Origin of the sequence: Sneathiella limimaris (assembly GCF_012932565.1) — a bacterium.
GTDB classification, from domain to species: Bacteria; Pseudomonadota; Alphaproteobacteria; order Sneathiellales; family Sneathiellaceae; genus Sneathiella; species Sneathiella limimaris.
Genome location: NZ_JABBYJ010000001.1, coordinates 527,990 through 548,666 on the forward strand (window position 1 = coordinate 527,990; position 20,677 = coordinate 548,666).

Here is a 20,677-nt window from a genome sequence, read left to right on the forward strand (position 1 = left end):
GACTAAATTTGAAATGCGGCGAAATCCGGACCAGCCATCCCACGAAGTTTTTGCCCCAGCTCCTGGCCAAGAGCGACACCGTCATCCACTTGACTTTCGCCCATGACATCAAATCGATCCTTTCCGTCAGGAGAAAGAAGGCTTGCCCTAAGAACCAGTTTATTTTCCGAAGTGATTTCAGCATAACCTGCTATGGGTGTGCGGCACGAACCATCGAGAACAGCAAGCATTGCCCGCTCAGCACTAATCCGAATATTGCTGATGGGATCGTCAATTGCAGACAGCAGCACGCGAAGATCCGAATCGTCCGCGCGACATTCAATCCCAATGGCACCTTGAGCTACAGCGGGAAGCATTTGTTCTTTCTCGAGAGCTTGAGTAATCACATTCAGTTTATCCAAGCGTTTCAAGCCAGCCATTGCCAGTAACGTCGCATCAGCCTCTCCTTCTCTCAATTTTCGAAGGCGGGTATCTACAGCGCCTCTGAAAATACAAACCTTCAAGTCTGGGCGGCGATTCAAGATCTGGGCCTGACGCCGCAAACTTGAAGTACCAACAACAGAGCCCTCAGGCAGTTCGTCCAAGGTCTTTCCCGTTGCAGAAATAAAGGCATCCCGCGGATCTTCTCGGGGCAGAATACAGTCAATCACAAGACCATCTGGTAAAGTGGTTTCCATGTCTTTCATGGAATGAACTGCCATATCAATATCTTTGCGATACAGGGCTTCCTCAATCTCTTTGACGAATAATCCTTTACCGCCAACTTCGCTCAACGCCCGATCCTGGATTTTGTCGCCCATTGTCTTGATAACAACAATTTCCATATCATTTTCAGAGAGCCGATCAGGATGAGCTGCCAGCAACCGATCACGAGTTTCATAAGCCTGAGCCAATGCAAGTGGACTTCCCCGTGTTCCAATTTTTAACTTTTTCTCGGTCGTCATATTGCGAGTTATCCTATTCAGTGATACAGCCATAGCCAATTTGCACCGCATTCAAACAGAATTCAAATGATTGTCCTAGGTCTTGAAAGTAGCTGCGATGAAACTGCTGCCGCAGTCGTTACGGCAGATGGCAAGATCTTGTCAAATGTCGTTTTGTCGCAGATTGAAGAACACGCCCCTTTTGGAGGCGTGGTTCCTGAGATTGCGGCCAGAGCCCATGTCACCCAAATGGACAAACTGGCCCGTCAAGCTGTCGAAGAAGCAGGCATAAGTTTTCAGGATCTAGATGGTGTTGCCGCAACCGCCGGACCCGGTTTGATCGGTGGAGTTTTGGTCGGACTAATGACAGCCAAGTCAATCAGTGCGGTTTGTGATATCCCGCTTATTGGTGTGAACCACTTGGAAGGACATGCGCTTACCGTTCGAATGACAGACAATGTTGCCTTCCCCTACCTCCTGTTACTTGTCTCTGGCGGCCACTCCCAAATCCTCGTTGTCGAGGGTGTTGGACAGTTCAGGCGCCTTGGAACGACTATTGATGACGCCGTAGGAGAAGCATTTGATAAAACTGCCAAAATGCTGGGCCTCGGTTTTCCCGGAGGGCCGGCCGTTGAAAAGGCATCGAAAGAAGGCAATGCAGATAGGTTTGATTTACCCCGGCCGATGAAGGGGAAACCTGGCTGTGATTTCTCATTCTCCGGACTTAAAACAGCGGTTCGACATTCTTTAGAATCTCTTCCAGAACCTGTTTCTGATCAGGATAAAGCTGATTTGGCGGCCAGTTTTCAAAAAGCTGCCACCGAAGCTCTAATCAGTCGGGTTCAACAAGCTGTCAAAATATTTAAGGCTGATTATCCAGATGCCGATACATTGGTTGTAGCTGGCGGCGTAGCTGCAAATCAGGCCTTGCGGCACAAATTGAACGAACTTGCAGATAAACACCAATTGAAATTAACCGTTCCACCACCTGCTCTTTGCACTGACAATGGCGCTATGATCGCTTGGGCAGGCGTCGAACATTTAAAATTAGGGCAAACTAGTCCTCTGGATCTTGCTGCTCGCGCAAGATGGCCTCTCGACCCAGATGCAGAACCCGCCCCCTTCGCCGGACATAAGGCTTGAGCTAGGAAAAGAAATGACAGAAGACGAACAAAAACTTGCGGCGGCTAAAGAAGCCGTCACTCATATTACAGATGGAATGGTTGTTGGTCTTGGAACTGGCTCCACAGCAGCCAAGATGGTTGATCTCGTCGGTGAAAAAGTCAAAAACGGACTGGATATTATTGCTGTTCCAACTTCTGAAGCGACGGCGAGCCAGGCTAAAAAACTTGGAATTAAAGTTGTTGGCCTTGATGAAGTATCTGTCATTGATTTGACTATTGATGGAACTGATGAAGTTGACCCCCAGATGCGCCTCATTAAGGGGGGCGGCGGTGCACACCTTAGGGAGAAGATTGTCGCATCCCTCTCCGACAAAATGATCGTAATTGCCGAAAACAAAAAAATGGTCGAAAAACTTGGCAAGTTTAAATTGCCAGTCGAGGTCATTCCCTTTGCTTCAGGTGCGTTATTGCCAAAAATGGAAGCCTTAGGCTGTCAACCATCCCTCCGCATGCAGGGAGATAAACTTTTTTACACTGACGAAAATAATCTAATTATTGACTGTGCATTTGAACAGATTGAGGATCCGGAAGAGCTCGCATTAACATTGAGTACTATCCCCGGCGTCGTCGAACACGGCTTATTTATCGACTATGCGGACCTTGTTCTCATTGGAACCGACGAGGGCGTCAAACAGTTCGAAAGATCATAAGAATAAGTTCCATGCCAGAAATCACTTCAAAACGATTAAATTACCAAAATCCAGAAGACGCTATGATTTTGGTAGAGCTGTTAGATGCCTATGCTCAGGATCCAATGGGCGGAGGAGAGCCTCTTCCGCACCAAACGGTTAAAACACTTGCAGCGAAATTGGCCGAATTGCCTAATGCGCTTTCCCTCGCGGTTTTTGTTGATGGCAAACCAGCTGGCCTTGCCAACTGCTTCTTTGGATTTTCTACCTTTGCAGCGGCGCCCTTAATTAATATTCATGATCTTGCCGTGCTTTCGAAATATCGAGGTCTTGGTCTTTCTCAACGATTGCTTCAAGAGGTTGAAAAAGTCGCCCTCGAGAAAGGCTGCTGTAAAGTAACATTGGAAGTTTTGTCGGCAAATAATGTGGCGAAAAAGGCTTATTTAAAATTTGGATTTGCGCCTTACAGCTTGGATCCTGAGGCTGGTGAAGCACTTTTCTGGCAAAAATCAATTCAACAATAAAAAATTTGAATTTTTATTTTTCATAAAAAACAATAAGTTACGCAATTTTTTTACCCCAATTTTCCATTTTTTTATCATTTGCAGTTAAGAATGAGTTGCAATTGCAAAATACGGCGTTATGATGGGTCTCGAGAATAAGCAGTGCTTATCCTCTCTAGCTCAGACCTAGCCCTCCGCTTTCCCGGCGGAGGGCTCTTTTTTTATCAGTACTCCTTCCAGCATTAAGCTCATTACATCATTCAGCTTTTGTTTCAGATCAGGAAAATCCTTACCTTTCGTAACAAACTCATTTCGAAAGGCATGTGTCGCGAGATGAAGAGTTTCTGCTACCCAAAACGGATCCTGCCGCACGACTTCTCCGCGAGCCATTGCATGATCTAAATAGAGAGACAGTGGGCGTAAATATCTTCTCTGGGCCCGGGCGAAGGAACGCTCTCTCTTTTTGAGTACTATCTCCATCAACGGCACATAACCCGGATACATTTTTGCAGCCTCGATTGTGAGCTCTATTTCCTGCTCAAAGCAGTTTTGTAGTACCTCTTTTGCACTTCCCTCCTGATCCAAAACTTCAGCAAGTTTTGACTGCCATTCCTCAAGGATAGACACGGCGACAGCTTCAGCTAAATCCAGTTTGCTCTTATAAAAATTATAAAGATGAGGCGCTGTAATTCCGCAGTCTTCTGCGACTTCTTCGAGGGTCGTCTTTCTGGGTGATTGCGTTAAATATCGGTGACGGGCTGCCTTTAAAATGGCGGCGCGTAATTGATTTTGACGCTCTGGATGGACTTTAGGCATGGCACATCCTTAATAATGAAATAAATTATAATTATTAAATATATATCCTAATTTGCTCGATTTGTCCTCATTTTCCATAGCTCCCCTATTTTTAAATAAAAGACTTCGTGCTAGTAACACTCAAAGACAGTAAGGCGCCGATTTCATTCGGTTTAGGATACAAGGTGGGATGAGCTTGCAAAGAATTTCAGTGTTAGGTGCTGGGGCATGGGGAACTGCCCTAGCCATATCTATTGCACAGAAAGGGGACAAAGTCTGTCTCTGGTCTCGTCGCACTGAACTTGCTGCTAAACTCACAGGTGAGCGAGAAAACAAAACCTACTTGCCGGGGATACCCTTCCCAGAGACTTTAGAAGTCACACATGACCTTAAAAGCGCAGTAGATGCCGACATAATCCTAAACGTTACTCCTGCTCAACATTTACGTCAGAATTTAGAACAGCTAAGGCAATTCTTGAAAGAGGATGTACCACTCATCATCTGTTCAAAAGGCGTGGAGAGCCAAACAGGAAACCTGATGAGCGAAGTGATGGAAACCAGTTTGCCAGGTCAACCTTACGCTATTTTATCAGGACCAAACTTTGCATCAGAGGTAGCAAGGGGTCTTCCTTCTGCCACAACCCTCGCAACCCAAGACGAACAGCTAGGTCTTTCATTAGCCAAGGCAATCGGAAAAAGCACCTTCCGGCCTTATGTGACAACAGACGTAATCGGAGCGCAAATGGGCGGTGCGATTAAAAATGTCCTGGCTATCGCCTGTGGGATCGTTGCAGGAGCCAATCTGGGTGAAAATGCGCGGGCGGCCCTGATAACCCGAGGCATGGCGGAGATACTCAGGCTTGGCGAAAAGATGGGCGGCCGAGCAGAGACGCTAATGGGGCTTTCGGGTCTTGGGGACCTGGTGCTGACCTGCTCCTCCACCTCTTCTCGGAACTTTTCCCTTGGGGAAGCTCTAGGGCGCGGTGAAAAACTTCAAGATATTCTAGAACGTCGTGTCACAGTGACAGAAGGCGTCCATACCGCTGCCGCTCTCAGTAAACTGAGCGCAGACCTTAAAATTGAGATGCCAATTTGCCAAGCAGTCCATAAACTGCTGAATGGCGGCGCTACTGTAACTGAAATGGTCGAGGAATTGCTGGCACGACCATTTCGGGATGAAAAACTGGCTGGCTTTGACTGAAGGAATGGAAACGAAAATGCTCTTCATAGCCTATTGCATCGATAAAAAAGATCATCTGCAAGTCCGTATGGATAACCGCCCCGCCCACCTGGAATTTCTCAAAGCTAAAGGGGATGAGCTTAAAGCCGCAGGACCCACAACTACTGAAGATGGTAGTGGTATGACGGGATCTTTGCTGATCTTTGAAGCAGAAAGCCTGGAAGCCGCTCAAGAATGGGCTGCGCAGGATCCTTACGGAAAAGCAGGTCTGTTTGAACGGGTTGATGTAAAACCCTGGAAACATGTTTTGGGATCAGGTTTATCATCATGAATTATTGGCTGATCAAATCAGAACCTAGTTCCTGGTCCTGGGATGATCAGGTCAAAGCTGGTGAAGCAGGAACCTATTGGGACGGGGTTCGCAACTATCAGGCTTCCAACAACATGAAAGCTATGAAAGTTGGAGATCAATGTTTTTTCTATCATTCCGTGAAGGAAAAACAGATCGTCGGCATCGTGGAAGTCATAAAGGAATACTATCCAGATCACACGGACCCAAAAGGTCGGTTCGGTATGGTTGACGTCAAAGCCGTAAAAGACATGCCAGCCCCTGTCACCCTTGCAGACATTAAGGCGGATGAAAGGCTTGCTAATCTGGCATTGATCCGCCAAAGTCGCCTATCCGTTGTTCCTGTAGACGAAACCTGCTGGAACATAATCTGCAAAATGGGTGGCCTCTAGCACCCGAAATCACATCCAAGGTTTCCGGCATGTCTGGTTTTCCCCTTTTCTCCGCCCTTGGGCCGAGTACACGCGCCTATATATTGCTGACCCTGACCACCATGTGTTGGGGTGGAAATGCTGTGTTCAGTCGCATGGCAGTGGGTGAGGTATCACCGCTCACTCTAGTCACCTTACGGTGGGCGAGCGTCATGGTCCTTTTACTGCTGTTTGCGCAAAAAGACCTGAAGCGGGATTGGCATGTGCTGAAACCAAGGCTGTTTTATGTGGTTTGTATGGGCGCCATCGGGTTTACAGGATTTAACGCCCTATTTTACATCTCTGCTTACTACACCACAGCTGTGAATATTGGAATTTTGCAGGGGACAATCCCAATCTTTGTGCTGTTAGGGGCATTTATTGTCTACAGAATGCCAGTAAGCATTCAACAGATCTCAGGCGTGTGCTTGACTGTCTTTGGGGTTATCGTTGTCACGTCTGGCGGCAGCCTTGAAAAACTGGCCGATCTTGCATTTAACCGGGGAGATTTGCTGCTAGTTATTGCCTGCATGTGCTACGGCGGTTACACACTTGCCCTTCGAAATAAACCTGATGTCGGCGCTCTTGCTTTCTTCTCAGGTCTCGCGATTGCTGCTTTCATTTCCTGTCTTCCGCTCCTCACATACGAACTGGTTACGGGAACCGCGCAGGCACCCACCTTGAAAGGGTGGATCCTGATTGCTGCAATTGCAATCCTGCCCTCTTTCCTTGCTCAGCTTTTCTTTATCAACGGAGTGGCCTTGATAGGGCCGGGCCGGGCCGGGATTTTTGTAAATCTGGTCCCGATTTTCGCATCTATTATGGCAGTGTTATTTCTAGGTGAACCTTTCCACCTGTACCATGCAACTGCATTGGCACTCGTTCTCGGCGGAATCTGGCTGGCGGAGCGAAAAGGGAAAACTATCTAAAAGTCGCTCACAATACCTTTACGCTCCCAGTCACCGTAGCGCGTGGGTTCCAGTCCAGCCGGACCACCAATTTCACCGTCAGCCTGCTTTAGCTTATGAGCTGGTTTAGCTGCTTCGGTTTTTTCGACTTTATCTGCATCCGCATCAGTGCTTGGGATATTTGAGGGTTTTTTCTCTTCCATCTTAACCTCGGTTATGAAATTCAGCTTTTTCCTATCATAATCCTCTAAAGAGCGCTATAGACCGCCATCAACTTTTGCCTTAGATAGCCCCAATGACCGACAAAAAGCCCAACGCCCGACTTCGCGCTGTCACCATGCTGGCCCAGGTGCTGGATAAGAACCAGCTTCTGGAAGATATTCTTTTTGAGAATTTGAAAGGACTAAGCGATCGTGACCGATCCCTAGCCCGGGCGCTTGTCTCAACCACACTACGTCATCTCGGCATAATTGATGCCTTGATCGACAAAATGCTGGATCGACCCTTACCAAAATCCGTAAAGAACATCCGCCATATCCTTCGGGTTGGAATAACCCAGATCCTGTTCATGGATATCGCGGTCCATGCCGCTATTCATGACACCGTTGAACTTGTTCCAGCTAACAGTAAGTTCCGGGGGCTAGTAAACGCCCTTTTGAGAAGAACAGATCGGCAAGGACAAAAGCTGCTAACCAAAATGAACCAAAGCAAGGCCAACCTTCCTGCTTGGCTTTGGAAAAGCTGGTCCGAGTTTTATGGTGTGGAATTAACTCAACAAATTTCAGATGCCCTTCGTAAAGAGGCGCCGTTGGATATTACCCTCAAATCCAATGAAGATCCTGAGGAAGTAAAACAATGGGCTGAAAAACTGGAAGCCATCATCTTGCCCGGAGAACAATTACGGCGCTCTGCCGGTGGGTCAGTTACATCCCTTGCTGGATTTCAGGATGGGGACTGGTGGATCCAGGATTATTCGGCAAGTCTGCCAGTGCGCCTCTTCGGTAACATAAAAGGCAAACGGGCTCTTGATCTCTGCGCTGCGCCGGGTGGAAAAACGGCTCAACTAATTGCAAAAGGTGCCGAAGTTACAGCTCTGGATCGCTCAAAAGCTCGACTTCGGCGGTTAGAAGAAAACCTGGAGCGGCTTTCATTCAATGCAACCATTGTTGTCTCAGACGCTGCGACCTTCAAGCCAGAAGAGTTGTTCGATATTATTTTGCTTGATGCACCTTGTTCCAGTACCGGAACAATTCGCCGTCACCCAGACGTTGCCTGGCTGAAAACTCAAGAAGATGTAAAAAAACTGGCAGAGCTGCAAGAACGCCTTCTGGATGCCACAATTTCTCAGTTAAAATCCGGCGGAACACTTGTTTATAGTACCTGCTCACTCCAACCAGAAGAAGGGGAATGGCAAATCGCTAAATTCCTGGAAAAACATCCAGAAATGAAACGAAACGCCATAACACCAAAGGAACTCAATGGCCTCGAAGATGTCGTGACCAAAGAAGGTGACCTAAGGTGCCTTCCCTGTCATCTTGATGGATTAAGCGAAAACGGTTTGGGTGGTATGGATGGTTTCTTTGCTGCGCGGTTAGTTAAGGACTAAACTGCATTTGAAGTTGATGTATATTAAATAGTGCATGTCAAAGCACATGAGGATTGGAATGCGTAAACCTGTAAGAATTGCCCCCTCCATTCTGGCGGCAGATTTTGCCAATTTGGGACCCGAAATTGCTGCTATTACAGAAGCTGGGGCTGATTTTATCCATGTGGATATTATGGATGGACATTTTGTCCCCAATATCAGCTTTGGTCCCGCGGTCACCAAATCCGTCCGTAACTTTAGTGACAAGCCTTTCGATTGCCACCTCATGATTTCACCAGTTGATATCTATATACCCGAATTTGTTGATGCTGGCGCTGACATCATTACGGTCCACCAGGAAGCAGGTCCTCATCTTCATCGAACTCTGCAGGTTATTAAATCCCATGGAAAGAAGGCTGGTGTGTCACTCAATCCGTCAACACCTGCTTCAACTCTTGAGCATGTTATGGATGAGGTTGATCTTATTCTGGTGATGAGCGTCAATCCAGGCTTTGGCGGTCAAAAATTCATCCATTCGCAGCTCGATAAAATTCGTACCCTTCGCGCCATGATTGACGCTAGTGGGCGGGACATTGATCTTGAAGTGGACGGTGGCATTAACGCGGAGACTGCAAAGTTGGTTATCGAAGCTGGCGCTGACATGCTAGTTGCCGGCAGTGCCGTCTTCAAAGGTGGGCCTGAGCATTATAAAGCCAATATCGACGCTTTAAGAGGGTAATGATGACTAAATCTGGAGGAATTATGTCCAATAAACCGTCCCCTAAACGGACGATCAAAGACATGGTTTTTTCAAGTTCCCTTTATTCAAGCAGCCTGAAAATCAGAACACCCAAGCGGCTCCTTCATACACCTGTAGATGTGATACCTGGAGTAGGTGATAAGGCGGATACCCTCTTCAAAGGTTGCTTTTTGCTGGAAGGCGTTGAGAACAAGCTCAACAATAAAGAACCTTGGCTTGCTCAAAAAATGCCGCATCACTGGCATCGTGAACTTCATCGCTTTAACTGGGTGAGGGATTTCTCAGCGAATGGCAGCGATGCCGCAAAACGTCACGTCCGGGCACTTCTAACAAATTGGGTTCACTCTTTTGAAGAATATGAACCGCTTATCTGGGATCCGGATATTATCGCCCGACGCCTGGTCAATTGGATGCAACAAAGCCCCTTCTTGCTAACCAGCAATGATGGAGATTTTAATTACAAGTTCCTGCGCTCCTTGCGCAAACAATTGCAACACCTGCAGAGATACTGCCGATATTTTGCTCGAGAAAAAGACCAGTTTCTGTTTTATCTTGCCCTTTACCTTGGAAATGTCTGCTTTACAGATACACAACCGCAAGCCCACCGCTTGCTTCAGAAGCTTATGGCTGAAATTGAAAAGGTAATCCTAAGCGATGGTTGTCATGTCAGTCGAAACCCTAGTCAGCTTCTGGAAACTCTGGCAGACCTTATTAGCTTAAGAGAAACCCTAAATAGAATGGAAGCGCCGATCCCGGAAGGACTGGAGCAAGCCATTGACCGGGCGACAACCGCAGTTCGGTTTTTCCAGCATGGCGATGGTGATCTCGCCCTCTTCAATGGGTCAAAACTCATGGGGGAGGGAACGTGCGATCAACTGCTAGCAATCAGTAATATTCTCGGCCGTTCTCCTCACAGTATGAAAGAAGGCGGGTTTGAACGACTAAAGGCGGGCCGATCTCTCATCCTTTTTGAAACCGGGCTTGCAGGTCGCCCCCAAAATGCCCTTCCCTATCATGGCGCAGGGAGTTTTGAGTTTAGCTACGGTCGCGACCGTATTATTGTGAATTGTGGAGCTCACCCAGACCCGGAATCACCTTGGCACAAGGCACTTGCAGCAACCGCCGCTCACTCTACCCTATCTGTGGGAGATGCGAACGCGGTCTTTCCCGCCCCAGTGAAGGAAGGAGCTGAAGGACCAATTCAGGTCAGTGTTGAAGAAGAAGGTGGAAGCTTACTTCTTGTCTATCGCAATCCCTGCTTTGAGCAATCAGCAAAAATTCGTCACCTTCGGCGGATATATTTAAGCTCTGATGGACGAGAAATTCGCGGGGAAGATACTGTCGAAACACTAGATCCGGCTGCCGATACAACTGATTTTGCTGTTCGCTTCCATATTCATCCAGACATTAGTATCTCCAAAAGCTTAGGGGGCAGAAGCCTACTGATGATGACACGTCAGGGAACGGGCTGGCAATTCCTCACAAGCCTTTCAGAAGCCGGCTTAGAGGAAAGCATCTACTGCAGCCGTCCTGGTGAAAAACGGCATAACAAGCAAATTGTTCTAAGGGGACGTCTCCATGGCGCAGAAACCCTGACAATAAAATGGGCCCTGCACCAGAAAAGCGACTCAACAAGCGATTCGAAAGGCTAAAGCTGCCAACGCTTGATACCGTTTGAAAAAGTGACATCTCGCCAAATTCCTTTGATGTCAGCGAGAAGACCATTTTCCGTCATCATGCCTTCCAAGGCTGGAACCGACAGGTCCTTATAGACTGAGTGAGCCACTGCACCGATAATGGCATCATACTTGGTCAAGGAGTTCAGGTTTTCCTTGAGATCAATATCCAGAAACTGGCGTGCTTCTTCCGGATCCGCCATTGGGTCATGGACTTCCACAAGATGACCATGCGCCTCGAGTCCTGAGATGATTTCCGTTACCTTGGTGTTTCTAAGGTCGGGCACATTTTCCTTAAATGTCAGACCCAAAACCAATACCTTGCTGGAACTGTCAATTAGGCCACTTATGGTGTTGGCAATAAATTTGCCCATATTTTCGTTAATTCGGCGACCTGTCAGGATCAGATCCGGGTCCTGCCCAACTTCACTTGCTTTGTGGGCGAGATAAAAGGGATCAATACCAATACAATGTCCGCCAACAAGACCAGGTGTGAAGTTCAGGAAGTTCCATTTCGTGCCTGCTGTTTCTAGAACATCGTAAGCAGAAATACCCAATTTTTGAAAGATCATCGTTGCTTCATTAATGAAGGCAATGTTGATATCCCTTTGTGCATTTTCAATAACCTTGGCCGCTTCAGCAGTTTTAATATTCCGCGCTCGAAACGTTCCTCCGGTTGTTGCCGCGCCATAAATTTTTTCAAGTAAATCAGCGACTTCTTCTGTTTGACCAGAAATCACTTTGATAATCTTATCTACAGTGTGAACCTTATCACCTGGATTAATCCGCTCAGGTGAATATCCAAGGAAAAACTCTTCACCACATTTTAAGCCTGAAATCTCTTCCAAAAGCGGGCCACATACATCTTCAGTAACACCTGGGTAAACGGTACTTTCAACCACGACCACAGCACCCTTCTTCAAGATCGGGCCCACGGCACGGCAAGCTGAGCGTAGAGGTTCCAAATCAGGTTTATCGCCCTCGTCAACAGGTGTCGGGACGGTAACGATATGGACATCCGCATCTTTTGTTTCTGAAATATCCGTCGTAAACGTCATGCTACTCGCACGTAGAGCGGGACTATCCAGTTCAAAGGTTCGATCATATCCACCCTTCAACTCTTTTACACGAGAGCCACTAATGTCATATCCAATTACCTTGAACTGTCGTGCTAATGCAACTGCAAGTGGAAGGCCGACGTAGCCAAGCCCTACAACAGAAACAAACAACTCTTGAACAGGTTTGTGAATAGCAAAAACATCTGAAGAGTTAGACATATCTCGATTTTCTTTCTTTAAAATCTGAATTCTAGTGAAGTCCTTTTAGCGCAACTTAGCAATCAATACATATACAATTAGTAAAGATCGTGACTATTTCGCGAAATAAGACAAGTTACCTGTAAATAATTCCTTATGACTGAAAAAATAAATACGGAAAGACGGTTCCTGTTTTGCGCCCATCATGCTATGACGCGCCCAGTCTGAAAGCCCAATTTTCCGCTACAGGATATATGTCAATGTCTGCTTCTGATTTGCAACCTATCACCCGTGCCCTTATTTCCGTTTCTGATAAAACTGGCTTAGTCGAACTTGGCAAAGCCCTGAACGCCCATAATGTGGAAATCCTCTCCACCGGAGGCAGTGCTAAAATGCTGGCTGAGGCCGGTGTTCCAGTGACTGAAGTTGCAGATCACACCAAGTTTCCTGAAATGATGGACGGTCGGGTTAAAACGCTACATCCGATTATTCATGGAGGTATTTTGGCTCTTCGCGACAATGCAAACCATGTTGAAGCTATGAAAACACACAACATTGGCCCCATTGATCTCGTGGTAGTTAATCTCTATCCGTTTGAAGAAACCGTTGCCAAAGGCGCGGATTTCCACACTTGTATCGAAAATATAGATATTGGTGGACCTGCCATGATCCGTTCCGCTGCCAAAAACTATGGCTTTGTGAACGTTGTAACCGATGCCGCAGATTATCAATTGATTATTGATGAACTCTCCGCAAACGATGGAAAGACCTCAATTGAAACCCGAAAGAAACTGGCAGCCAAAGCCTATGCCCGGACCGGTTCATATGATGCTGCAATTTCAGCATGGTATGCAGAACAGCTTGGCGAGGAATTTCCGGATCGTCTGGTTTTAGCAGGAACACGCCAACAAGTACTGCGCTACGGCGAAAACCCTCATCAGTCTGCTGCTTTCTACGCGAACTCAGAGAAGCGAATCGGTGTTGCCTCAGCAACTCAGGTCCAGGGCAAAGAACTTTCCTACAACAACTTTAATGACACAGATGCCGCATTCGAACTGGTAGCCGAGTTTAAACCAGAGGTTAGTGGTCCTGCTTGTGCGATCATTAAACACGCCAACCCTTGTGGTGTCGCCACAGGAAAAACACTGGCAGAAGCCTATCGGTCTGCTTTTGCCTGTGACACAACATCAGCATTTGGCGGCATCATTGCGACCAACCAGACTTTGGATGCGGAAACTGCCGAAGAAATCGTCAAAATCTTCACGGAAGTCATTATTGCCCCTGATGCAACAGACGAAGCAAAAGCATTGATCGCCGCAAAGAAAAATCTGCGGCTTTTACTGACCGGTGGCCTTCCTGATCCAAGTTATGGGGGAAGGCTCGTAAAATCTCTTGCTGGTGGTTACCTGATCCAAGGGCGGGACAACGCGCTGACAGCAACACCGGAGCTGAAAGTTGTCACAAAACGTGCCCCGACCGAACAGGAAATGGCCGACCTGAAATTTGCGTTCACAGTTGGCAAGCATGTTAAATCAAACGCTATTATCTATGCTCGCGATGGTGCGACTGTTGGTATCGGTGCAGGACAAATGAGCCGTGTGGACAGTTCAAAGATTGCAGCCTCTAAATCATTGGAGGCAGCGCAAAATGCGGGCGAAACAGAAGCTTGGGCAAAAGGATCTGTCGTTGCTTCCGACGCATTCTTCCCATTTGCAGATGGTTTGCTTGCTGCAGCAGAAGCTGGAGCGACAGCCGTGATCCAACCCGGTGGTTCCATGCGTGATGATGAGGTCATTCAGGCCGCAGACGAGGCCGGACTTGCAATGGTCTTTACTGGTATGCGTCACTTCCGCCATTAATCCTGAAACTAAAGGGGTCTAGACATGATCGTTACAACAACAGGTTCTATTGAAGGTAAGAAAATCACTCAGTATCACGGCGTTGTTGCGGGTGAAGCCGTAATGGGTGCAAACTTTATTCGGGATTTCTTTGCCCGTGTCACTGACGTATTAGGAGGACGCTCTGGCGCGTATCAGAAAGAACTTCGTAAGGCCCGGGAACTCGCTGTTGAAGAGCTAATGGAAGAAGCTCAGTCCCTCGGAGCCAATGCTGTTGTTGGCATTAGCCTGGATACAGAAGTCATGGGCGAAAGCATGCTGATGATGGTGGCAACCGGGACGGCTGTAACCGTCGAATAAGAAAAATCGCTGAAAAGAAAGAGCCGGGAAATTATCTTTCCCGGCTTTTCTTATTCCTAGTCTGCCTCTGCTTCACGAACAAAGCTCATCAAAGCAGCTCCAATAATCAGCAACAAGAAAATCACAATCATCGCAGGTCGCTGCTGACCGGTGATATCGGTAACCACACCGATCAAAAATGGCGCCACAAAAGCTGTTGCCTTCCCGGAAAATGCGAAAAGCCCAAAAAACTCACCCATCTTGTCGGGCGGAGATAGTCTAGCAACCAGGGTTCGGCTTGCCGCTTGAGCAGGTCCAAAGAAAAAACCCATAATAAATGCAAAACCAATAAAAACGAGCTCTGCAGGACTGGAAAGCATCGCACTGTCTTCTGTAGGCATGGCCGCTGGCAAACCAAACAACACTTCTCCATCGCTGATGGACAAAACCCCCATAGAGGCCACAGCCAAACCCAGAACAGAGATGACAATTGTCGGTTTGGAGCCTAATCGATCATCCAAAGCCCCGCCAACAAACGATCCGGCAATCGCGAAGACATTGATCAGGATCCCAAAGATCCCCAAGGTCATTGTCTCCCAGCCAAAAAGGCCTGCTGCATAAATCCCGGAAAAACCGATCAAAGCAAGAATGCCATCATTATAAAACATGCGGGCAAACAGGAAAAAAAGGATGTTCCGGTAGTCTTTTAAGGATCGGAACGTTGCGATTAGTTGGGAAAGCCCAACCCGAACCGCTTTCCCTTTTGCAATGCCTGAAGGTTTCGCATCTGGCGTAAAAAGCATCATCGGAATGATGAAAATGACAAACCAAACGGCAGATAAGGGCCCTGTAATCCGGTCATGTTCATGAGCGGCCTTATCCAGTCCAAATAGCGGTGTATCCGGCAATGAAAACCCAAGCAGTACAATAAAGAGGGCTGTTAATCCCCCCAGATACCCCATTCCCCAACCCAGACCAGATAAACGGCCTATCCGGTCCCGTGAAGTCAGAGATGGTAACATGGCATTGTTAAACACCAGAGAAAACTCGACCCCAACGGTGCCAACGACCAAGGCTGCAAGGATCAGATAGATACCTGTTGTTTGCCCAGGAACCGCCCACCAAAGCGCAAAACTCCCTAGTGCACAGAGAACTACAAATACTAAAATCCAAGGTTTTCGGGGGCCCCCTGCATCTGCAATTGAGCCAAATACTGGACTTAAAATCGCAATAAGAAACCCTGCTATCGCTTGCGTGTAAGCCCAATAGGCTTGACCCTCAGCCGGATTACCGATCACAACTGACGTGAAATAGGGCGCAAAGATAAAAGTCGTAATGACCGTGAAGTAGGGCTGGTTTGCCCAGTCAAACATGGCCCATGAAAATTTACCGAGTTTAGACGCTTCCTGCATAACTGCGCTCCCCTCCCACGCTTTTCGACAGTCTACGCGAAAAGCGGGAGAGGAGAAGCAAAATTGCAGGACAGTTTTATTAACTAATCATGGATCTAAACTGACGGTTGGCGAATGCCAGTTTGGAAATATCCACTCCGCCACTGGTTTTAAACTCTTCAATCAATTCACGAGATCGCCTGATTGGGCTGGAGTGAATTTCTTCCCAGTGTTCAAGTGCCTTAATGCCCTTATGGCCGTTGGCATCCGCAAATACGGAATTCGTCAATGCTCTCTGTTGACCATAGAGGTCATCAATAATGGCAGTAATTGCCAGACGCTCCCAATGGTTTTCTGGGTCTATGGCTTCCGCTGCGTTCCGCAACCAATCCAGATTCAGATTAGCACCCACGGCATAATAGACTTCACCAACCTCTGCAATTGGTCGCGAAGACAAACGGCCTACTTGCACCACATCCAGCGATGAGCGAAGAGGTGCAAAGGCAGAAATACGGTGCGATAAAACATCTGGCACATTGTTGCTCGTCAGATATTTCACCCGATCCTGATAAAGTTTGCGGCCAGCCTCGCTTAAGAGACCTTCTAGCTCTTTTTCGAGCTCCTTCATTGCCGGGGCCAATTCCTTAATCTGAGTTGAGATATCAAATGGAAGTGGTAAATGGCGAAGACACCAAAGTGTAGCCCGCCGGAGCAACATCTGCGTTGCATCAATCATATGCCCCTGAACAACTGTATCTACTTTATTGTCGTGAGATTCAATCTCTGCCCAAACTTTCTCCAGATCGAACACCTCGACTATCAAGGCATAGGCCCGGGCAACATCATCAACACTAACTCCCTGCTCCTCGACCATCTGCATCACAAAAGTGATCCCAGCCCTGTTGATCAAAGAGTTGATCACGACGGTTGTGATGATTTCCCGACGGAGTCGATGGGTAGAGATATATTTAGCGTATTTCGCCCGAAGTTGGGGTGGAAAATATTCTTTCAACCAACTTTCAAAAAACGGATCGTCCGGCAAATCAGTCTCAAGGATATCTGAATAGAGTGTCATCTTTGCATAGGCTAATAGAACACACATTTCTGGACGTGATAAGCCAACACCAGCGCTAGCGCGGCGATCCAGTTCCTCATCATCAGGAAGGTTTTCAACAGTGCGGTTTAAGCGACCTTGCTTTTCAAGTTCTCTCATAAACCGGATCTGCTCATTAAAATTAGCAATGCTCTGACGAGTGGCGGTTGTTAATGCCTGTGTTTGCAGATAGTTATCCTCCAAAACATGTTCTGCAACATCATCAGTCATATCTGCCAGCAACCGATCTCGCTGCTTGTCGGTCATCTCCCCATCGTCAAGGACGGTGCGAAGCAGGATCTTGATATTAACCTCATGGTCAGAACAATCCACACCGGCAGAATTATCGATGGCATCGGTGTTAAGGCGGCCACCTTTCAACGAATATTCGATACGGCCATTTTGAGTTACCCCGAGATTACCACCCTCTCCAATCACCTTGGCCCGAACTTCCTTACCATCAATCCGGATAGCGTCATTGGCTCTGTCACCCGCAGCACTATGACTTTCATGAGAAGCTTTGATGTAGGTTCCGATACCGCCGAACCATAGAAGGTCAACTTCGGACTGCAGAATAACTGAAATCAATTCGTTAGGAGTTAGCTTGGAGGCCTTTAATCCAAGTAGTTTTTTAATCTCTGGCGTTAATTCTACGGACTTAGCCTGACGGCTAAAAACCCCACCTCCTTTAGAGATCAGTTTAGGATCATAGTCCTCCCACGAAGAGCGCGGCAACTTGAACATCCTTTCCCGCTCTTTAAAAGATTTAGCCGGATCTGGATCAGGATCCAGGAAGATGTTTCGGTGATCAAAAGCTGCGACCAATTTGATATGTTTTGACAGCAGCATACCGTTGCCAAACACATCGCCAGACATATCGCCGATACCAGCGACAGTGAACTCCTCTTCCTGAATGTTTTTGCCAAGCTCTCTAAAATGCCGTTTCACAGATTCCCATGCACCACGGGCAGTGATACCCATTTTCTTATGGTCATAGCCAGCCGCGCCACCAGACGCGAAAGCATCACCGAGCCAAAAGCCATAGCTAATCGCAACTTCATTTGCGATGTCAGAGAAAGTCGCAGTTCCTTTATCTGCAGCAACAACGAGATATGGATCGTCTCCATCATGACGCACCACATCTTTCGGCGGTACGACTGAGCCCGCAACCAAATTGTCAGTTACATCCAACAACCCGGAGATAAAAATTTTATAGCATTCAATGCCTTCCTGCTGCACTTCTTCTCGGGTGCCGCCAACTGGCAGACGTTTCGGATAAAATCCACCTTTAGAGCCCACAGGAACAATCACTGTGTTTTTGACCATCTGGGCTTTCATCAGCCCGAGAACCTCAGTTCGGAAATCTTCACGCCGATCGGACCAACGAAGACCGCCGCGAGCCACCGTGCCACCTCGAAGATGCACACCTTCAACGCGCGGGCTGTAGACAAAAATCTCCACATGAGGTCTTGGCAGAGGTAACTCGTCAATTTTCTGACTGTTAAGCTTAAAGGAGAAGTATGGTTTCTCTTCCTCCCCAACATCTTTTTGATAGAAGTTGGTCCGCAATGTGTTTTCAATCAGATTAAGATACCGTCTCAGAATTCGATCTTCATCCAGGCTCGCGACCTGCTCCAATGCCTCAATGATTGAACCTCTAGTTTCCTTGAAAGCCGCTTTTCGGTCCTTTTTCATTTTGGGGTCGAAACGAATTTCAAAAAGCTTGACCAAAAGCCTGCTAATCTGGGGGTTCGCTGCAAGGGTATTCGCCATATAAGACTGCGAAAATGTAATACCGGCTTGTCGGAGATATTTCGCATAAGCCCTTAGCACAGCAACATTTGACCAGCTTAATCCTGCCAGCATAACAAGCCGGTTAAACCCATCACTCTCAGTTGTTCCTCTCCAGACGCGTAAGAATGTTTCTTCAAACTTGGCCTTGAGTTGATGCAAATCCAGCTCAACCCCACCTGGCTCAATTAACTCAAAATCGTGGATCCAGATGGAGGTATCTAGTTTTTCTCCGTTTACTTGATAAGGGTTCTCCGCCAGTACCTTAAGCCCCATGTTTTCGATCATTGGCAGGCAATCTGAAAGTGGAAGCGGCTCATTTGGACTGTAAACCTTAAAACGGACTTTGCTTTCAGGATCTTCAACCCACCGATAGAGGTTCAAGCCTACCTGCCCATTTTCCAGGACCTCTTCCAATTTAGCAATATCTCGGAGGGCCAGATTGGCATTGAAGCGGGCGCGATATCCCACGGGGAAGGCTTCCCCATACTTTGCGTTCAACTTGAGAGCTTTTTCTTCTCCCCATCGCTCGAGCAGCGCATCGCTCAAGTCATCTGACCATTCACGGGCAGCCGAAACGAGCCGATTTTCCAAAACCGTCTCATCTACATCCGAATTACTGGTTGCTGAAAGCTCAATTAGAAAATGAATACGTGCTAGTGCATCATCCCCGACTTGTGAATAATGAGCGGAAATCTCTCCGCCATGCATTTCAGCGAGAATGCCACCAAACTTACGCCGAAGATCCGTATTAAACTTTTCTTTCGGCACATAAACCAGCGCCGAGACAAATCTTTGAAAGCGGTCTCTTCTGAGGAACACACTGATCTTTGGCCGCTCTTGTAACGCGAGGATTTTTTGAGAAATCTCATGCAGTTCTTCAACATCAATCTGGAATAATTCATCCCGTGGGTAGGTTTCCAGAATATGCGCAAGAGCTTTTTGATCGTGACTACTTTTGGTCAGGCCAGATAGTTCAAGTGTTTTCTGAACCTTCCGGCGGAGATACGGAATATCGCGGGGAATGCGGTTATATGCTGCAGATGTAAAAAGACCAGTAAAGCGGTACTCCCCAACAACCTGCCCTTTACTATCAAATTTTTTGACCCCGACATAATCTAGATAAACTGGTCGATGAACGGTAGAACGGGCATTTGCCTTCGTGACAATAATCAATTCAGGGCGATGGAGGAATTCGCGCACTTCAGGCGACATCTCTGCCTTACCGGTCATGATCCGGCGCTTGGAATCTCTTAAGATCCCGAGCCCTGAACCTTCTACTACTTCCCAGTTTTCAACTTTACGTTTACCGGAGCTGGTGAAAGTATATTCCCGAAACCCCAAAAACGTGAAGTGATCATCTGCCATCCATTCAAGCAGAGCTCTACCTTCATCGATTTCTTCTGGTTCAACAGGCGGAGGAGATGATTTCAACTTCTTAACAATCGTGTCGACCTGACCAAGAATGTCTTTCCAGTCAGTCACAGCGAGTCGCACATCGTTGAGGACCGCAACCAGCTCATCCTCTATTTCCTTCAAAATTACGGGATCACTTACCTCATCGACTTCCAGATGCATGAAGGATTCAGCATTTCCTTTTTGCTTTCCAGATTTGGGGGCTGGATGAAACTTGATGTGTTGTCCGGCCTTGTCCCGCTCAGAATAGAAAATTGGGTGAATAACCAGATGAACATTTATCCCACGTTGGGTGAGCGCTGCCGTAACACTATCAACGAGGAAGGGCATATCATCATTGACGATTTCAATAACGGTATGGGACGTCCGCCAACCATGCTCTTCTAACGTGGGGCTAAAGGCACGAACCTTTGCTGAACCAGGTTTTCGGCTAGCGGCGAATTTATAGAGAGACAGGGCCGAGCCATATAAATTCTCCAGCTGGATACCCAAAACATCGTCAGGCGCAAGGCGCTCATATAATTTTCCGACAAAATAGCGGACATCTGATGCCTGCGATTTTTCCAATCGACTGTCAATCACAGCCAGAACTTCTGCTATTTTCTCAGTTTTGAGCTCTTGTGCACTCGCCGCCATGATCAGTACCCCATT

General features: G+C 47.4%; 18 protein-coding genes. 12 read left to right on the forward strand and 6 right to left on the reverse strand.

All coding sequences use genetic code 11. The annotated features are described in order from the left end of the window. Positions 1-2 precede the first annotated feature (2 nt). Positions 3-944, reverse strand: coding sequence for a hydroxymethylbilane synthase (hemC, locus tag HH301_RS02450; protein WP_169566487.1), 942 nt, complete (start codon positions 942-944; stop codon positions 3-5). Between the two features lie 66 nt (positions 945-1,010). Between hemC and tsaD the strand changes: the two genes are divergently transcribed. From tsaD to HH301_RS02465, 3 genes are read left to right on the forward strand one after another with little or no spacing between them, the layout of a single operon-like run. Beyond that, a complete protein-coding gene (gene tsaD / locus HH301_RS02455) occupies positions 1,011-2,066 on the forward strand; it encodes a tRNA (adenosine(37)-N6)-threonylcarbamoyltransferase complex transferase subunit TsaD (RefSeq protein ID WP_169566488.1) in 1,056 nt (351 codons plus the stop codon). 13 nt (positions 2,067-2,079) lie between these two features. After that, positions 2,080-2,757: a ribose-5-phosphate isomerase RpiA gene (gene rpiA / locus HH301_RS02460; RefSeq protein ID WP_169566489.1), complete on the forward strand. Its 678-nt coding sequence runs from the start codon at positions 2,080-2,082 to the stop codon at positions 2,755-2,757. Between the two features lie 11 nt (positions 2,758-2,768). After that, entirely contained in the window at positions 2,769-3,260 is a 492-nt protein-coding gene (locus tag HH301_RS02465; RefSeq protein ID WP_169566490.1) for a GNAT family N-acetyltransferase, read from the forward strand. Positions 3,261-3,425: 165 nt separating this feature from the next. Here HH301_RS02465 and HH301_RS02470 read toward each other — a convergent pair whose 3' ends face one another. Further along, on the reverse strand, positions 3,426-4,055 hold the full coding sequence (locus HH301_RS02470) for a TetR/AcrR family transcriptional regulator (protein ID WP_169566491.1): 630 nt from the start codon (positions 4,053-4,055) through the stop codon (positions 3,426-3,428). A gap of 169 nt (positions 4,056-4,224) precedes the next feature. Between HH301_RS02470 and HH301_RS02475 the strand changes: the two genes are divergently transcribed. Genes HH301_RS02475 through HH301_RS02490 form a run of 4 tightly spaced genes read left to right on the forward strand, consistent with a single transcriptional unit; the run spans position 4,225 to position 6,902 of the window. Continuing rightward, positions 4,225-5,235, forward strand: coding sequence for an NAD(P)H-dependent glycerol-3-phosphate dehydrogenase (locus HH301_RS02475; protein ID WP_169566492.1), 1,011 nt, complete (start codon positions 4,225-4,227; stop codon positions 5,233-5,235). A gap of 16 nt (positions 5,236-5,251) precedes the next feature. Next, positions 5,252-5,545 carry a YciI family protein gene (locus HH301_RS02480; protein ID WP_169569464.1) on the forward strand — a complete coding sequence of 98 codons (294 nt, stop codon included), beginning with the start codon at positions 5,252-5,254 and terminating at the stop codon, positions 5,543-5,545. Then, complete coding sequence (locus HH301_RS02485) at positions 5,542-5,955, forward strand: EVE domain-containing protein (protein WP_169566493.1); 414 nt, start codon at positions 5,542-5,544, stop codon at positions 5,953-5,955. Before HH301_RS02480 ends, HH301_RS02485 begins: the two co-directional genes overlap by 4 nt. Positions 5,956-5,984: 29 nt before the next feature. Next, positions 5,985-6,902: a DMT family transporter gene (locus tag HH301_RS02490; protein WP_169566494.1), complete on the forward strand. Its 918-nt coding sequence runs from the start codon at positions 5,985-5,987 to the stop codon at positions 6,900-6,902. Here the strand turns inward: HH301_RS02490 and HH301_RS02495 are convergent. Next, positions 6,899-7,084: a succinate dehydrogenase assembly factor 4 gene (locus HH301_RS02495; RefSeq protein WP_206378133.1), complete on the reverse strand. Its 186-nt coding sequence runs from the start codon at positions 7,082-7,084 to the stop codon at positions 6,899-6,901. The genes HH301_RS02490 and HH301_RS02495 overlap by 4 nt on opposite strands. A gap of 92 nt (positions 7,085-7,176) precedes the next feature. On the opposite strand from HH301_RS02495, the gene rsmB reads away from it, so the two are divergent. From rsmB to HH301_RS02510, 3 genes are read left to right on the forward strand one after another with little or no spacing between them, the layout of a single operon-like run. After that, positions 7,177-8,487, forward strand: coding sequence for a 16S rRNA (cytosine(967)-C(5))-methyltransferase RsmB (rsmB, locus tag HH301_RS02500; protein ID WP_169566495.1), 1,311 nt, complete (start codon positions 7,177-7,179; stop codon positions 8,485-8,487). Between the two features lie 58 nt (positions 8,488-8,545). After that, positions 8,546-9,205: a ribulose-phosphate 3-epimerase gene (gene rpe / locus HH301_RS02505; RefSeq protein ID WP_169566496.1), complete on the forward strand. Its 660-nt coding sequence runs from the start codon at positions 8,546-8,548 to the stop codon at positions 9,203-9,205. A gap of 23 nt (positions 9,206-9,228) precedes the next feature. Further along, positions 9,229-10,878 carry a heparinase II/III family protein gene (locus tag HH301_RS02510; RefSeq protein WP_169566497.1) on the forward strand — a complete coding sequence of 550 codons (1,650 nt, stop codon included), beginning with the start codon at positions 9,229-9,231 and terminating at the stop codon, positions 10,876-10,878. On the opposite strand, the gene HH301_RS02515 is transcribed toward HH301_RS02510, so the two are convergent. Beyond that, the gene (locus tag HH301_RS02515; RefSeq protein WP_169566498.1) at positions 10,875-12,179 is read right to left on the reverse strand and encodes a nucleotide sugar dehydrogenase; all 1,305 of its coding nucleotides are present in this window, start codon (positions 12,177-12,179) and stop codon (positions 10,875-10,877) included. The genes HH301_RS02510 and HH301_RS02515 overlap by 4 nt on opposite strands. 239 nt (positions 12,180-12,418) lie before the next feature. Here HH301_RS02515 and purH point away from each other — a divergent pair, with 239 nt between their 5' ends. Together purH and HH301_RS02525 are read left to right on the forward strand one after the other, a co-directional pair. Continuing rightward, on the forward strand, positions 12,419-14,017 hold the full coding sequence (purH, locus tag HH301_RS02520; protein WP_169566499.1) for a bifunctional phosphoribosylaminoimidazolecarboxamide formyltransferase/IMP cyclohydrolase: 1,599 nt from the start codon (positions 12,419-12,421) through the stop codon (positions 14,015-14,017). 24 nt (positions 14,018-14,041) lie between these two features. Further along, positions 14,042-14,356 carry a heavy metal-binding domain-containing protein gene (locus HH301_RS02525; RefSeq protein ID WP_169566500.1) on the forward strand — a complete coding sequence of 105 codons (315 nt, stop codon included), beginning with the start codon at positions 14,042-14,044 and terminating at the stop codon, positions 14,354-14,356. 56 nt (positions 14,357-14,412) lie between these two features. Here the strand turns inward: HH301_RS02525 and HH301_RS02530 are convergent, their stop codons facing one another. Beyond that, positions 14,413-15,747 (reverse strand): MFS transporter, encoded by a 1,335-nt coding sequence (locus HH301_RS02530; protein ID WP_169566501.1) that lies wholly within the window; start codon positions 15,745-15,747, stop codon positions 14,413-14,415. A gap of 79 nt (positions 15,748-15,826) precedes the next feature. Next, on the reverse strand, positions 15,827-20,662 hold the full coding sequence (locus HH301_RS02535; protein WP_169566502.1) for an NAD-glutamate dehydrogenase: 4,836 nt from the start codon (positions 20,660-20,662) through the stop codon (positions 15,827-15,829). Positions 20,663-20,677 lie beyond the last annotated feature (15 nt).